This window comes from Lentzea chajnantorensis (genome assembly GCF_054300775.1).
In genome coordinates, this window is the sequence record NZ_JBSDZT010000002.1 from 2,601,440 (window position 1) to 2,615,043 (window position 13,604).

General features: G+C 70.4%; 13 protein-coding genes and 2 pseudogenes. 7 read left to right on the forward strand and 8 right to left on the reverse strand.

What is annotated here, in order from left to right; translation table 11 throughout:
- Positions 1–60: 60 nt before the first annotated feature.
- Positions 61–186 (forward strand): annotated as a pseudogene (locus ACVDFE_RS13610) (LysR family transcriptional regulator); the annotation flags it as partial.
- Here ACVDFE_RS13610 and ACVDFE_RS13615 read toward each other — a convergent pair.
- Positions 141–362 (reverse strand): hypothetical protein, encoded by a 222-nt coding sequence (locus ACVDFE_RS13615; protein ID WP_458430633.1) that lies wholly within the window; start codon positions 360–362, stop codon positions 141–143. The pseudogene ACVDFE_RS13610 and the gene ACVDFE_RS13615 overlap by 46 nt on opposite strands.
- 137 nt (positions 363–499) lie before the next feature.
- On the opposite strand from ACVDFE_RS13615, the gene ACVDFE_RS13620 reads away from it, so the two are divergent.
- Positions 500–961: a LysR substrate-binding domain-containing protein gene (locus tag ACVDFE_RS13620; protein ID WP_458430634.1), complete on the forward strand. Its 462-nt coding sequence runs from the start codon at positions 500–502 to the stop codon at positions 959–961.
- Here ACVDFE_RS13620 and ACVDFE_RS13625 read toward each other — a convergent pair.
- The 3 genes and pseudogenes from ACVDFE_RS13625 to ACVDFE_RS13635 all read right to left on the reverse strand — a co-directional run bounded on the left by ACVDFE_RS13625 (position 936) and on the right by ACVDFE_RS13635 (position 3,850).
- Complete coding sequence (locus ACVDFE_RS13625; RefSeq protein WP_458430635.1) at positions 936–2,033, reverse strand: winged helix DNA-binding domain-containing protein; 1,098 nt, start codon at positions 2,031–2,033, stop codon at positions 936–938. The two genes, ACVDFE_RS13620 and ACVDFE_RS13625, sit on opposite strands and share 26 nt — an antisense overlap.
- A pseudogene (locus tag ACVDFE_RS13630) lies at positions 2,030–3,134 on the reverse strand (epoxide hydrolase family protein). Before ACVDFE_RS13630 ends, ACVDFE_RS13625 begins: the two are co-directional and overlap by 4 nt.
- Before the next feature lie 44 nt (positions 3,135–3,178).
- Entirely contained in the window at positions 3,179–3,850 is a 672-nt protein-coding gene (locus tag ACVDFE_RS13635) for a FadR/GntR family transcriptional regulator (protein WP_458430636.1), read from the reverse strand.
- 105 nt (positions 3,851–3,955) lie between these two features.
- On the opposite strand from ACVDFE_RS13635, the gene ACVDFE_RS13640 reads away from it, so the two are divergent.
- Both ACVDFE_RS13640 and ACVDFE_RS13645 read left to right on the forward strand, forming a co-directional pair.
- On the forward strand, positions 3,956–5,143 hold the full coding sequence (locus ACVDFE_RS13640; RefSeq protein WP_360390865.1) for an MFS transporter: 1,188 nt from the start codon (positions 3,956–3,958) through the stop codon (positions 5,141–5,143).
- 54 nt (positions 5,144–5,197) lie between these two features.
- Positions 5,198–5,602: a VOC family protein gene (locus ACVDFE_RS13645; RefSeq protein WP_360390862.1), complete on the forward strand. Its 405-nt coding sequence runs from the start codon at positions 5,198–5,200 to the stop codon at positions 5,600–5,602.
- A 96-nt stretch (positions 5,603–5,698) separates the two neighbouring features.
- Here ACVDFE_RS13645 and ACVDFE_RS13650 read toward each other — a convergent pair whose 3' ends face one another.
- Positions 5,699–7,069, reverse strand: a complete 1,371-nt coding sequence (locus tag ACVDFE_RS13650) for a mycothione reductase (protein ID WP_458430637.1) — start codon at positions 7,067–7,069, stop codon at positions 5,699–5,701.
- Positions 7,070–7,173: 104 nt separating this feature from the next.
- A complete protein-coding gene (locus ACVDFE_RS13655; protein ID WP_360390856.1) occupies positions 7,174–7,701 on the reverse strand; it encodes a YbhB/YbcL family Raf kinase inhibitor-like protein in 528 nt (175 codons plus the stop codon).
- An 86-nt stretch (positions 7,702–7,787) separates the two neighbouring features.
- On the opposite strand from ACVDFE_RS13655, the gene ACVDFE_RS13660 reads away from it, so the two are divergent.
- Together ACVDFE_RS13660 and ACVDFE_RS13665 are read left to right on the forward strand one after the other, a co-directional pair.
- A complete protein-coding gene (locus ACVDFE_RS13660) occupies positions 7,788–8,558 on the forward strand; it encodes a polysaccharide deacetylase family protein (protein ID WP_458430638.1) in 771 nt (256 codons plus the stop codon).
- A gap of 106 nt (positions 8,559–8,664) precedes the next feature.
- A complete protein-coding gene (locus tag ACVDFE_RS13665) occupies positions 8,665–9,132 on the forward strand; it encodes an AMIN-like domain-containing (lipo)protein (RefSeq protein ID WP_360390854.1) in 468 nt (155 codons plus the stop codon).
- A gap of 60 nt (positions 9,133–9,192) precedes the next feature.
- Here the strand turns inward: ACVDFE_RS13665 and lon are convergent, their stop codons facing one another.
- Positions 9,193–11,544: an endopeptidase La gene (gene lon, locus ACVDFE_RS13670; protein WP_458430639.1), complete on the reverse strand. Its 2,352-nt coding sequence runs from the start codon at positions 11,542–11,544 to the stop codon at positions 9,193–9,195.
- A gap of 162 nt (positions 11,545–11,706) precedes the next feature.
- Here lon and ACVDFE_RS13675 point away from each other — a divergent pair, with 162 nt between their 5' ends.
- Positions 11,707–12,504 (forward strand): SAM-dependent methyltransferase, encoded by a 798-nt coding sequence (locus ACVDFE_RS13675; protein WP_458430640.1) that lies wholly within the window; start codon positions 11,707–11,709, stop codon positions 12,502–12,504.
- Here the strand turns inward: ACVDFE_RS13675 and srmL are convergent.
- Positions 12,477–13,505: a PheS-related mystery ligase SrmL gene (gene srmL, locus ACVDFE_RS13680; RefSeq protein WP_458430641.1), complete on the reverse strand. Its 1,029-nt coding sequence runs from the start codon at positions 13,503–13,505 to the stop codon at positions 12,477–12,479. The genes ACVDFE_RS13675 and srmL overlap by 28 nt on opposite strands.
- Positions 13,506–13,604: the final 99 nt, after the last annotated feature.

Sequence of the window (13,604 nt, forward strand, 5' to 3'; positions counted from 1 at the left end):
CGCCGCACGACTGTTTAGCACCAGTTCCAAGTCGTGGGGTATTGGGTTTAGCATCGCTACATGCTCGATCTCGGACGCCTGCGGGCCCTGCACGCCGTCGCGACCTACGGGACCGTCGGCGAGGCCGCCGACGTGCTCGGCTACACGCCGTCCGCGGTCTCCCAGCAGATCGCGAAGCTCGAACGCGAGACGCGCACGACGTTGCTCGAACGGCGTGGCCGCGGGGTGGCGCTGACGGACGCCGCGCTGCTGCTGGCCGACACGGCCGGGCAGGTGCTGAAGCTCGTCGAAGAGGCCGAGGTGGCGCTGGAGGAGCACCGCGGTGCCGCGGTCGGCCGGCTGTGCATCGGCGCGTTCGCCACGGCGGCGCGCGGGGTGCTGCCGGACGTCCTGGTCGGTCTCGCCGAGCAGCACCCCGCGCTGGACGTGCGGATGAAGGAGATCGACCCGCCGCTCGCGACCGAGGCCGTGGCACGCGGAGAAGCTCGACCTGGCGGTCGTGCACGACTGGGAGAACACGCCGCTGCCGGTGCCGGACTCGTTGTCGCGGGTGGCGCTGTGCGAAGACCTCGCCGAGGTGCTGGTGCCGACGTCGAACCCGTTGGCGGACAAGGAGTTCCTGGTGCCCGCCGACCTGGCGGGCGAGCGGTGGATGTGCCAGCCGGAGGGTGCGATCTGCTTCGACTGGCTGGTGCGGACGTTCCACGGCGCGGGCATCGAACCGGAGCTGGCCTACCGGGTCAGCGAGTACCAGACGCAGTTCGCGTTGCTGAGCAAGGGGATCGGGGTCGCGCTGATCCCGCGGCTGGGCAGGGGGGTCGTGCCGGAGAACGTGCGGGCGGTCCCGATGCGGCCCGCCCCCACCCGCACGCTCTACGCGATCTGGCGCACGCAGGCCTCGCGCCGCCCGGCGATCACCGCGGCGCTCGACGTGCTCAGGCAGGTTGCCGCTGCTCGATGACGTGCTCCTTCCCTGGCGCCATCACCTTCAGCACCGCCTTCGCCTCCCGCTCCACGCCGGCCAGGTCCTTCTTGGTGGTCCTGAAGTACGGCTCGATCGTCAGCGTCGCGGCGTCCCTGGTCTCCACCACGTTCCACGTGCCGCGCAGGAACCCGTCGACCAGGAACGTCGGCGGGAACACCCCGTTGCGCACCGCGCCCCAGCGGGAGCGGGCCTCCTCGCTCATGATCCGGGTGCGGTCGGCGTGGCCCAGCAGGACGTTGTCGAACGCGGGCAGCAGCCGGGCGGGCGCGGGGGTGTCGGCGGGGACGATCACGCCGTCCGGCACGTCGTAGAGGACCTTGCCGTCCTCGTTCTCGTACTCCACGAGGTCGAGGCCGGCGGCGTGCGCCTTGAGCCCGATCAGCCGCGACCACGCCTGCATGTCCGCGAGCGTCGCCGGGCCGAACGCGCGCAGGTAGCGCTTGATCAGCTCGGGCACGTCGGCCGACGAGGGCAGCTCCCGGCCGAGCCAGGTGGCCATCGCGACGTTCTGCGGCACCCCGCCGACGCCCCAGATGCCGCGCGGGGGCACCTGGACCATCGGCACCAGCATCTGCGCCTGGGTGGACAGCTCGCGCGCCCTGGCCTCGGGGAAGTGCTCCTCCAGGTGGGCACCGATCTCCGCGACCGTGCGCGGTTCGGTGTCGATGTACTCGCGGGTGATGCGGGCCAGCTTGTCCAGGTCGATCTCGACGCGGGTGGCGGGCGGCATCACGATCTTCGCCCACTTGTTCAGCTCCGGCTGCAACGCCGTGCGCATGAGGTGGACGTCATCCGCCGAGATCAGGTGCAGCGTGCCGCGCCACAACGTCATCCGCACCAGTGAGCGGTCGATGATGAGCTTGCTCAGCGCGTCGACCCTGTACGGCTTGAGCCGGGTCCACAGGGCGAGGTAGGGCGGGATCGGGGCCTGGGCCTGCAGTCCGCCGAGGTGCTCGACGGCGGCCACGATCGGCATGTCGGTGCGTTCCAGCAGCAGCTGCCGCTGGAGCAGCGTCCGGTTGAGCGTGCGGTTCGAAAGAGTGGTCACAGTGAGCCGAAGAACTTCCTGATGTCTTGGACCAGCAGGTCCGGTTCCTCCATCGCGGCGAAGTGCCCGCCGCGGTCGAACTCGGTCCAGTGCACGATCGTCGGGATCATCTTCTCCGCGAGCGACCGCACCGGCCGGCTGATGTCGTGCGGGAAGACGGCCACGCCGGTCGGCACCGTGGTGGGTTGCTGGTTGCCCCAGGACGCGGCCTGCTCCTTGTAGAGGGCGGCGGAGCTGCCGGCCGTGCGGGAGAACCAGTAGAGCGAGACGTTCGTGAGGACGTGGTCGCGCGCGACGGCGCTCTCGGGCGTGCCGTCGTTGTCGGTCCAGTCGTGGAACTTCTCGGCGATCCACGCCAGCTGGCCGACGGGGGAGTCGGTCAGGCCGTAGGCCAGCGTCCGCGGGCGGGTGCGCTGCTGGTGCATGTAGCCGGAGAAGCTCCTTCTGGTAGTGGTCGAGCGACTCCAGCGCCCCGAGCTCCTCCGGTGAGAGGTCGTTGACGCCCTGCGGCCGGAAGGTCTGCAGCATGTTCACGTGCACGCCGACGACCTGCTCGGGGAAGACGCGGCCGATCTCCTGCGCGATGCCGGAGCCCCAGTCGCCGCCCTGGGTGCCGTAGCGGTCGTAGCCGAGGCCCTCCATGAGCTTCGCGAACGCCCACGAGATGCGCAGCACGTTCCAGCCCGGCTTCTTCACCGGCCCGGAGCAGCCGAAGCCGGGGATGGAGGGGATGACCAGGTGGAAGTCCCGCGAGAGCGGCTCGATGACGTCCAGGAACTCGACGAACGAGCCGGGCCAGCCGTGCACCAGCAGCAGCGGCAGCGCGTCCGGGTTCTGCGAGCGGACGTGCAGGAAGTGGATGCGCTGCCCGCTGATCTCCGTCGTGAACTGCGGGTGGGCGTTGATCCGCGCCTCCTGCGCACGCCAGTCGAACCCGTCGGCCCAGTAGTCGGCGAGCGGTCGCAGGTAGCTCAGCGGGATGCCGTAGGACCAGCCGACGCCCGGCAGGTCGTCCTCCGGCCAGCGGGTGTTCGCCAGCCGGGAGCGGAGGTCGTCGACCTCGGCCTGCGGGATCTCGAGTCGGAACGGCACGATCTCCATGGCCCCCACGCTATGCAGCTCGTGCGGACAGGTGCTGTCCGCGTTCAGCAGAACTTCTCGATCAGCTCCTCGAAGAACCCGCCCGCCTCGATCGCCGCCCTCTCCTGGTCGCCGTCGCGGACCGCGTGCAGCAGCCCGGTGTGCGACACCTGGTCACGACCGGGCTGGCTGGTGTCCACAGAGGCCGCCACCGAAGCTTTGACCGCCTCGGTCAAGCCCTGGTAGAGCTCGGCTAGAAGCGTGTTGTGCGAGCACCGCACGAGCAGCACGTGGAACGCGGTGTCGTGCTCGACGACCTCCGCCCACTCCTGGGCCTCCATCGCCGCGTCGCGCCGGCGCAGCAGCTCGGTGAGCTGTGCCAGCTCGGCGTCGGTGCGGTGCTTGGCGGCCAGTCGTGCGCCCTCGACCTCCAGCGTCCTGCGGACCTGGAGGACCTCCTTCAGCTCCGTTCCGCACATCCGGCGCACGGCGCCGGAGATCTCGCTGGTGGCGCGGACGAACGTGCCGTCGCCCTGCCGCACCTCCAGCAGGCCTGCGTGCGACAGCGCCCGCACGGCCTCGCGAACCGTGTTCCGACCCACCCCGAGCGCCGTGACCAGCTCGGGCTCGGGCGGGATGCGCTGCCCGACGGGCCATTCGCCGCTGGTGATCGCACCTCTCATCTGCTCGATCACCTGGTCGACGAGGCCCGTCCGTCGGGTAGTGGCCAACGGCACAGCGTCATCCTTTCATCCGAACATCCCATGTCTGCGATAGTGGTGCGCGTGACGATCCAGCAGACGACTAGTGCCGCACAGACTGCCACCGATCGGGGTCGCAGGGTGACGGTCGTCAAGAATCGTCACGTTCCGCTGGTCGGGTCCACGCTCCTCGCGGTCGGGGTCGCCCTCGCGGCGGCGAATCTCCGCCCAGCGGTCACCAGTCTGGCCTCGGTCCTCGGCGACGTCCGCGCCGCCCTCGGCGTTTCCGCCGCGTGGACCAGCGCGCTGACGGCCGTTCCGGCGCTGTGCTTCGGCTTCGCGGCGTTCGCGGCGCCGTGGCTCAGCCGCCGCCTCGGCATGGCCCGCGCGATCGGGCTGTCACTGGGGGTGCTCACGCTCGGCCTGGTGCTGCGCGTGGTCGACGGCCCGTGGGTCGTGCTGGGTGGCACCTTCATCGCGTGCGCGGGCATCGCGGTCTCCAACGTGCTGATCCCCGTGGTGGTGAAGGCGTCGTTCCCGGACCGCGTCGGCCTGCTCACCGGCGTGTACACCGGAACGCTCGCCGCGGGTGCCGCACTCGCCGCGGCGCTCACGCCCCGGCTGGAGGACCTCCTCGGCTCGTGGCGCCTCGCGGTCGGCTCGTGGGCGCTGCTGTCGCTGGGCGCGGTGCTCGTCTGGTCCGCCGCGGCCCGGCACGGTTCCTCCGCCACGGTCGTGAAGCCGGCGACCCCGGCGGAGAAGCGCTCGTTGCTGCGCAGCCCGCTCGCGTGGGTCATCACCGTGTTCTTCGGCCTGCAGTCGCTGTTCGCCTACACCGTCATGGGCTGGCTGCCCGCGATGCTCGTCGACGCCGGCGTGGACCGGAACACCGCCGGCCTGCTGCTCGCGGTCTCGATGCTGCTGAGCGTGCCGGTGAGCCTGTTCGTGCCACCGATCGCCGCCCGGTTCTCCAGCCAGGGCCCGATGGTGCTGGTGCTGGGCGTGCTGTCGTTCGCGGGAATCCTCGGGATGCTCGTGGCACCGGCCGCCGCCCCCGGCCTGTGGATGGTGCTGATCGGGTTCGGCATGGGCATGTTCCCGTTGGCGCTGCTGATGATGTCGCTGCGCACGAAGTCCACGACGGACACCGCGCGGCTGTCGGCGATGGCCCAGAGCCTCGGCTACCTCATCGCGGCCTCCGGGCCGTTCGCGTTCGGCCTGCTGCGCGACGCCACGGGGTCGTGGACGGTGTCGCTGGTGCTGCAGCTCGTCCTGCTCGCCGCGCTGACGGCGCTCGGCTGGGTCGCCGGCCGTCCCCGTTACGTCTAGCTTCGGTCAGGAATCGAGAAGCACGGCGTTCGCGCTGCTCATAGCGTTGCCGGCATGGACATCACCATTCACGCCACGTTCCTGCCGCACACCGACCCGGACGCCTCGCTCGCGTTCTACCGCGACCTGCTCGGCTGGGAGGTCCGCCTGGACGTCGGTCAGGGCGCGCACCGCTGGATCACCGTCGCACCCGCCGGTTCCGCGTCGTCGGTCGTGCTCGAACCGCCCGCCATGGCCGACGGCCTCACCGACGCCCACCGCACCGCGATCGCGGAGATGATGGCGGCGGGGAGCTACGCGTACATCACGCTCGCGACCCCGGACCTGGACGGCGTGTTCGACAAGCTCCAGGCGGGCGGCGCGGACGTGGTGCAGGAACCGACCTCGCAGCCCTGGGGCGCCCGTGACTGCGTGTTCCGCGACCCGGCCGGCAACACCGTGCGCGTCCAACAGTCCTAACCCCTTGCTCCGCTGGCATCTGCAAGTACTGGTACTTGCAGATGCCGTTAGCAGCAGGGGAGTCGGCGTGGCGCGGCGCCGTTGGAAGGGCCTGCCTCAGTCCAGAGGCAGGTTGAGGAGTGCGTTTTCCACGAGCTCCGGCATCGCCGGGTGGATCCAGTACTGCCCGCGCGCCATGGTCTTCGCGTCCAGGCCGAAGCTCATCGCCTGGATGAGCGGCTGGATCACCGTCGAGGCCTGCGGCCCGATGATGTGCGCGCCGAGCAGCTGGCCGGTGGCCGGGTCGGCGAGCAGCTTCGCGAAGCCCGTCCGGTCCTCCATCGCCCACCCGTACGCGATGCTCGCGTAGGCCTGGCTCGCGGTGACGTACCGGATGCCCCGGGCCTTGGCCTGTTCCTCGGTGAGCCCGACGCTCGCGATCTGCGGGCTGGAGAACACCGCGGCCGGCACGAACCGGTGGTCGCTCGCGATCGGCTCGTCCGGGTGCAGCAGGTTGTGCTGCACGACCTTCGCCTCGTGGTTGGCGACGTGCTTGAGCTGGTAGTCCGAGCTGATGTCGCCCAGCGCCAAGATGTGCGGCTGGCTGGTGCGCTGGAACTCGTCGACCTTGACCCGGCCGTCCTCGTGCAGCTCGACCGCCTTGCCCGCGTCGAGCAGGTCGGTGTTGGGCTGCCGGCCGACCGCGACGAGGAGCTGCTGCGCCTCCACGGTCTCCTCGCCGTCGGGTCCTTCGAGGTGCAGCCGCACCCCGGTGACGGTCTTCTCGGCGCGCGTGGTCTTGCGCTGCAACCGCACGTCCCACTTGGTCTTCGCGACCTCGGTGAACCGCTCGGCGACCTCCAGGTCCTCGTGCCGCAGCAGCAGGTTGCTCCGCGCGATCACCGTGACCCGCACGCCGAAGCTGCTGAAGACGTGCGCGAACTCGGAGGCGATGAACCCGCTGCCCACGATGATGAGGCTCTCGGGCAGCTCGTCCAGCCGCATGACGGTGTCGCTGGTGTGGAACCCGGTCGTGTCGAGGTCCGCGATGTCGGGGGTGGTGGGCCGCGACCCCGCCGCGATGACGATCCGGTCGGCGGTGATGGTCTCGCCGGTGCCGGTGTCGATCGTGTGCGCGTCGATGAACCGCGCCGTGCCCTCGTAGACGGTGACGTTGGCGTTCTCGTTGGCCCGCCAGTTCCGGCCGCCCTGCGAGATCGGGTCGATCCGGCCGAAGATCCGGTCGCGGACCTCCGGCCAGTGCACGGCGTCCAGGTGCGCGTCCACGCCGAGCTTCTTCGCGTTGGCAGGCGCCGCGGCCTGGTCGGCGGTGTGGACGAACATCTTCGTCGGGATGCAGCCGACGTTCAGGCAGGTGCCGCCGAACGTGCCCTTTTCGAGGATGGCGATCTGCCAGTCCGCCATGGCGTCGTTCGGGATCGAGTTGCCGGAGCCGGTGCCGATGATGACCAGGTCGAAGTGCCTCACGTGACGATCCAACCATTGTTCGGGGACCGGTGTTCCCGAGACGGGGCCCGCCGCACGACGGTGCCCGGCCCGCCCGCGGGCGCACCGGGCACGGCCGGACCAGGTCAGTGCTGGTAGGTGGGCGTGATGATCGCGCGCGCCAGCGTGTGGAACGCGAGGTTGAAGCTCACCACCGCGGGGGAGGCGTCGGAGTCCACGTCGAGGGCGTCGACGTCGACCGCGTGCACCACGAAGAAGTAGCGGTGCGGGTGGTCGCCCTTGGGCGGGGCGGCACCGCCGAACGCGCGGGTGCCGTAGTCGGAGCGGACGTGGAACGCGTCACCGGGCAGCGTGGCGTCGGACTCGCCGGCGCCGGTGTCCAGCGAGGTGGTCGAGGCAGGGAGGTTGACGGCCACCCAGTGCCAGAAACCCGACGGGGTCGGGGCGTCCGGGTCGAAGCAGGTGACGACGAAGCTGCGGGTCTCGGCCGGGAAACCGGACCAGGAGAGCTGCGGCGAGGTGTTGCCGCCCTCGAACACCTGGGCGTCGGGGAGCTGTTCGCCGTCGCGGACGTCCGCGGACGTGACGGAGAACGTGCCGACCGCGGGGAGCAGGGCGTAGGGGTCGGGAGCGACTGGACGCTCAAGGCTCATCGGAACTCCTCCTCTTTGTGATCATTTCGACCTTATCCCCGTGCAACCATGGGTGCCTGCGCGGAGTCTTCCGCGTGGAGGGGGAAATGATGTCCAAGTTGCGGCTTTGTGCTGCCTTTGTGCTGGTCGTGGTGTTGGTCGCATGTGCGCGGCAACCCGACGCGCAGCCGGGTGGGCTGGTGCTCACGACGGCGCCGCAGACGACCACCGCCACGACCGAGCAGCCGAAGCGGATGTTCGAGCCGCCGTACACGTACGGCACGGTGCAGGCGCACGCGCCGGCGGTCCACGACGGCATGGTGCCCGTCGTCACGCGCATCGAAACCGCCAAGCCGTACGTGTTCATCACGATCGACGACGGCGCGGTGCAGCACCCGAAGGCGCGCGAGCTGATGGAGAACGCGGGCGTGTGGCCGTCGCTGTTCCTCAACACCAAGTACGCCGAGGGGCACAAGGACTACTTCAAGCACATGCCCGTCACGGTCCACAGCCACACCACGAACCACCCGAACCTGCAGGGCAAGGGCTACGAGTTCCAGCGGCAGGAGATCTGCGGCAACGCCGACTTCCTCGCGGCCGAGTACGGCAAGCGGCCCACGTTGTTCCGCCCGCCGTTCGGCAACTACGACGCGAACACCCGCAGGGCGGCTGCCGGCTGCGGGTTCAAGGCGCTGGTCAACTGGACCGCCGCGGTCAACGACGGCCGGGTGCAGTTCCAGGTGGGCGACCGGCTGCGGCCGGGGGACATCGTGCTCATGCACTTCCGCACCACGTTCGTGGAGGACTTCACCGCGTTCCTGGAGCGGGCGAAGCACGACGGGCTGACGCCGGTGCCGCTGGAGGACTTCCTCGCCTGACCGCGCACCCGCGGTCGTCATCGACATCCACCCGCGGCGGCGACGCAACTGTGGCCCGGCTCACACGTCTTCAGGTCATCGAACGAGCCTTGAGAGGGGGCCGAAGATGAACACACGTCTCACCGCGGTGCTGGTGGCGGTGCTCGCGGTCGGCACAGTCGTCCCGACGGCGTCGGCGCAGAGCACACCGACGCTGTCCGACATCAGGACCGGCCGCAACACCGGGTTCGACCGGGTGGTGCTGGACCTGTCCGGCCTGCCGGCCGAGCACCGGGTCCGCGAGGTCACCGCTGTTTCGAACTGCGGGTCGGGGCTGCCGGTCGCCGTTCCCGGGAACGAGGTCCTGGAGGTCACGCTGATCGGTGCGGCCGCGCACGACGACGCCGGGAACCCGACCTACACCGGGTCGCGCAACTTCCCGACGCCCGGTCTGGAGAACGTCCGCGGGGTCGCGCTCACCTGTGACTTCGAGGCCACGCTGGGCATCGCCGTCGGGTACGGCGACGCCGCGTCGTGGCACCGGGTGTTCACGCTGACGGGTCCGAACCGGCTCGTCATCGACATCGGTCACTGAAAAGCCCCGCGGGGGCAGCAGTCGCCGCTGCTGCCCCCGCGGGGGGTCTACCGGAGACCGTTACGCCGCAACGGTCTCCTGGGCCGTCTCCGCCGACAGCGCGTGCCGCAGCACCTCGGACACGTCCGAGACGAAGTGCACGGTCAGCTGCTCGCGCACCGACTCCGGCACGTCGTCCAGGTCCGGCTCGTTGCGCTGGGGCAGCAGCACGGTCGTGATGCCGGCGCGGTGGGCGGCGAGCAGCTTCTGCTTCACGCCGCCGATCGGCAGCACCCGGCCGGTCAGCGAGATCTCACCGGTCATCGCCACGTCCGAGCGCACCGGGCGGCCGGACAGCAGCGAGGCCAGCGCCGTCGTCATCGTCACGCCCGCGGACGGCCCGTCCTTCGGCACCGCACCCGCCGGGACGTGGATGTGCACACCCCGGTCGGCCAGCGCCGCGGCCTTGTCGTCGTGCGAACGCAGGTAGGACAACGCGATCTGCGCCGACTCCTTCATCACGTCGCCGAGCTGGCCGGTGAGCGTGACGCCGGTCGACCCGGTGTCCTTCGGGGCCAGCGAGGCCTCGATGAACAGCACGTCACCGCCGACGCCCGTGACGGCCAGACCCGTTGCCACACCGGGCACCGAGGTCCGCTCCGCCGACTCGGGCGTGTTCTTCGGGCTGCCCAGGTACGACTTGAGCGACGGCCGGTCGACCTCGATCGGCAGCTCCCGCTCGCCCAGCGCGACCTTCGCGGTCACCTTGCGCAGAATCCGCGCGAGGGACCGTTCCAGCTGCCGCACACCGGCTTCCCGCGTGTACTCGCTCGCGAGCTGGTGCAGGGCGGCCTCGTCGATCGCGACGTCCTGCGCCGTGAGACCGGCCCGGTCGAGCTGGCGCGGCAGCAGGTGGTCGCGGGCGATCGTGACCTTCTCGTCCTCGGTGTAGCCGTCGAGCTGCACGAGCTCCATGCGGTCGAGCAGCGGCGCCGGGATCGACTCCAGCACGTTCGCGGTCGCGAGGAACACCACGTCCGAGAGGTCGAGCTCGACCTCCAGGTAGTGGTCGCGGAACGTGTGGTTCTGCGCCGGGTCCAGCACCTCCAGCAACGCCGCCGTCGGGTCGCCGCGGTAGTCGGAGCCGACCTTGTCGATCTCGTCGAGGAGCACGACCGGGTTCATCGAACCGGCCTCGCTGATCGCGCGGACGATCCGGCCCGGCAACGCGCCGACGTACGTGCGGCGGTGACCGCGGATCTCGGCCTCGTCGCGCACGCCGCCCAGAGCGACCCGCACGAACTTCCGCCCCATGGCGCGCGCCACGGACTCGCCCAGCGACGTCTTGCCGACACCGGGGGGACCGACGAGCGCGAGCACCGCACCGGAACGACGACCGCCCACGACACCAAGACCGCGATCGGCCCGGCGCTTGCGCACGGCCAGGTACTCGGTGATGCGCTGCTTCACGTCGTCCAGACCCGCGTGGTCGGCGTCGAGCACCTCACGCGCGGCCTTGATGTCGTACGAGTCCTCGGTCCGCTCGTTCCACGGCAGTTCGAGGACGGTGTCGAGCCACGTCCGGATCCAGCCCACCTCCGGCGACTGCTCCGAGGTGCGCTCCATCTTCTCGACCTCGGCGAGCGCCGCCTTCTCGACCTTCTCCGGCAGGCTCGCGGCCTCGACGCGGGCCCGGTAGTCGGCCTCCTCGGACGCCGGCTTGCCGTCGAGCTCGGCCAGCTCCTTGCGGATCGCGGCCATCTGCTGGCGCAGCAAGAACTCCCGCTGCTGCTTCTCGACGCCTTCCTTGACGTCCTTCGCGATCGTCTCGTTGACGTCGAGCTCGGTCAGGTGCGCCTGTCCCCACTCGACCAGCTTCTCCAGCCGCGCGGTGACGTCGCTCGTCTCCAGCAGCCAGATCTTCTGCTTCTCGTCGAGGTAGGGCGCGTAGCCGGCGAGGTCGGCGAGCGCGGACGGGTCGGTGATCTGCTGCACCGAGTCGACCATCTGCCACGCACCCCGCGTCTGCAGGACGTTCGTGACGATGGCCCGGTACTCGCGGGCCAGCTCCCGCGTCCGGTCGGTGACCGGCGACTCGTCGGTGACGGTCGCGTTCACCCACAGCGCCGCACCCGGCCCCGTGGTCCCCGTCCCGATCCGCACGCGCTTGGTACCGCGCACGACCGCCGCGCGCTCACCGCCCGGCAGGCGTCCCACCTGCTCGATCTCGGCCAGTGTGCCGACCGCCGCGTACTTCCCGTCCAGCCGTGGTACCAGCAGAACCTGGTGGTTCGCCGCCGTCGTGGCGGCGTCCACGGCGGCACGGGCCTCCGCGCTGGCCTCCGCACCGGAGATGCGGATCGGCACCACCATGCCGGGCAGCACCACAACGTCGTCCAGCGGCAGCACCGGCAGGGCCAACGTCTCGCCCATCTCCATCACCCTCCAAAGTTGAGTCTGTACCGCTCAACCAACTTCAGCGGGGTGGTGTTCCCCCGGTCCGTTCGCTGTGAGCGAGCGGGGAAGCGGGTGACACGGCGGGCGACCGGGCGTGTGGCGGTGGACACCCGTGCGGCGATTAGCGAGGATCTTCGCGTGAAGGAAGAGCTGAAGTGGGTCCCGTCCACGGTCGACGTCACGCGTCCGAGCGTCGCGCGGATGTACGACTACTACCTGGGCGGCTCGCACAACTTCGAAGCCGACCGCGCCGCCGCCAAGCAGGTGGAGAAGATCTTCCCCGGCATCGCCCACAGCGCGGGGGCCAACCGCTCGTTCCTGCGCAGGGCCGTGCGCCACCTGGTCGCGGAGGGCGTCGACCAGTTCCTCGACCTGGGCTCCGGCATCCCGACCGTGGGCAACGTCCACGAGATCGCCCAGCAGGACAACCCGTCGGCACGCGTGGTCTACGTGGACTTCGAGCCCGTCGCCGTGGCCCACAGCACCGCGCTGCTCGCCGACAACCCGCACGCCACGGCGTTGCAGGCCGACCTGCGCGCGCCCGCGAAGGTGCTGCACGCCGCCCGCGACGTCCTCGACTTCGACCGGCCGGTCGCGGTGCTGATCATCGCGGCCCTGCACTTCGTGCCCGACTCCGACGACCCGTACGGCGCCGCCGCCGAGTACATGGCCGCGTTCCCCTCCGGCTCGTACCTGGCGATCACGCACGCCACCCACGACGGCCTCTCGCCGCAGGAACAGGAGGAGGCCGCGCAGGTCATGGCGGTGTACCGCAGCACCGACAACGCGATCAGCGTCCGCTCGCACGCCGAGGTCGTCCGCTTCTTCGACGGCATGGACGTGCTGGAGCCGGGCGTCGTCCCGGTGAACGAGTGGCGCCCGGACTCCTACGAGGACCGCATCAGCATCTACGGCGCGGTCGCCCGCAAGCGCTGAAGCAGCCGGTCCCTCAGCTCGTTCGTCTCGCGGTCGGTGAGGGTGCGCTCCGGCGCCCTCATCGTCACGCGGATGAGCACGTTCTTCTGCCCCGGCCGGGCACCGAGGCGCTCCCGGACGTGCGCGGGCAGCTCCTCGGCCGGTGTCTCGCTGAGAACCGCGATCTCCTCGACCAGGTCCTGCGGGTCCAGCGCGCGAATCCGGTCACCGAGCGTCTCGGCGTCCTCGTGCCCGTCGGCCACGATCGAGATGTCCCTGGTCGCGGCCGGGTGCCGGGAGATCGGGCGGTACTCGGCCAGGTCCCGCATCTGCTCCGCGATGCGCGCGTCCCCGTTGCGCAGCAGGCGGATGTCGGGAACGCCCTTGCGCAGCATCACCAACCGGTCGAGGCCCAGCCCCATCGCGAGCCCGTGCGGGTGGTCCTTGAGGACGTGCCGCGCCGCGTACCCGCACTCGCCGATCTCCACCCACTGGCCGTCGTGCCACACGTCGATCTGCTTGCCGTGCGTGGTGTACGGGTGTTCGGCGTCGATCGTGCGGTAGCGCTTGCCGGGGAGAACCGTGCTCACGACCACGTGGATCAGGTCTTCGAGCGGTTCGGCTCCGTGCGTTATGCGCCAGAGGTCGAGCTGGTGCGGTGTGCCCGTGTGCAGCCTGTCGACCGTGTCACGGCGGTAGACCAGACCGGGGCACAGGAGCGTGACGTCGGGCCGCGCGTCCTTGAGCGCGGGCGGGATCATCGCCGTCGTGTGGCTGCGCAACATGCACGTCTCGCTGACGTACCTCGTGTAGCGGGCATCGCGCGTGATGGCGTCGGCGGGATAGCCGAGGTGCTCGTAGTTGTGCTCCACCGGTACGAGCGGATGGTGGCGCACTTCTCTCGTGTCCGGCAACGCTGCCTTGAGGTCGGCGATCAGCAGTTGCATCGCGTGCGGGCCCTGGGCGGGATCGGTGAGGTCGCGGACGTTCAGGGCGCGCACGAGTTCATCGGTGCGGTACATGGGTTCTTCCCGTTCTCGGCGTGGGGTGCTGGTGCGAGGTCCCCCGACCGACGGGAAGGTGGTTCAGGCGCGCGCCACCGCCGCGGGTCGGGGGTGGCT

Bases quoted from the DNA above. Each gene is read 5' to 3' on its own strand.
- ACVDFE_RS13665 (WP_360390854.1), top strand. From the start codon at position 8,665: ATGAACACACGTCTCACCGCGGTGCTGGTGGCGGTGCTCGCGGTCGGC.
- srmL (WP_458430641.1), bottom strand. From the start codon at position 13,505: ATGTACCGCACCGATGAACTCGTGCGCGCCCTGAACGTCCGCGACCTC.
- ACVDFE_RS13645 (WP_360390862.1), top strand. From the start codon at position 5,198: ATGGACATCACCATTCACGCCACGTTCCTGCCGCACACCGACCCGGAC.
- ACVDFE_RS13655 (WP_360390856.1), bottom strand. From the start codon at position 7,701: ATGAGCCTTGAGCGTCCAGTCGCTCCCGACCCCTACGCCCTGCTCCCC.
- ACVDFE_RS13660 (WP_458430638.1), top strand. From the start codon at position 7,788: ATGATGTCCAAGTTGCGGCTTTGTGCTGCCTTTGTGCTGGTCGTGGTG.
- lon (WP_458430639.1), bottom strand. From the start codon at position 11,544: ATGGGCGAGACGTTGGCCCTGCCGGTGCTGCCGCTGGACGACGTTGTG.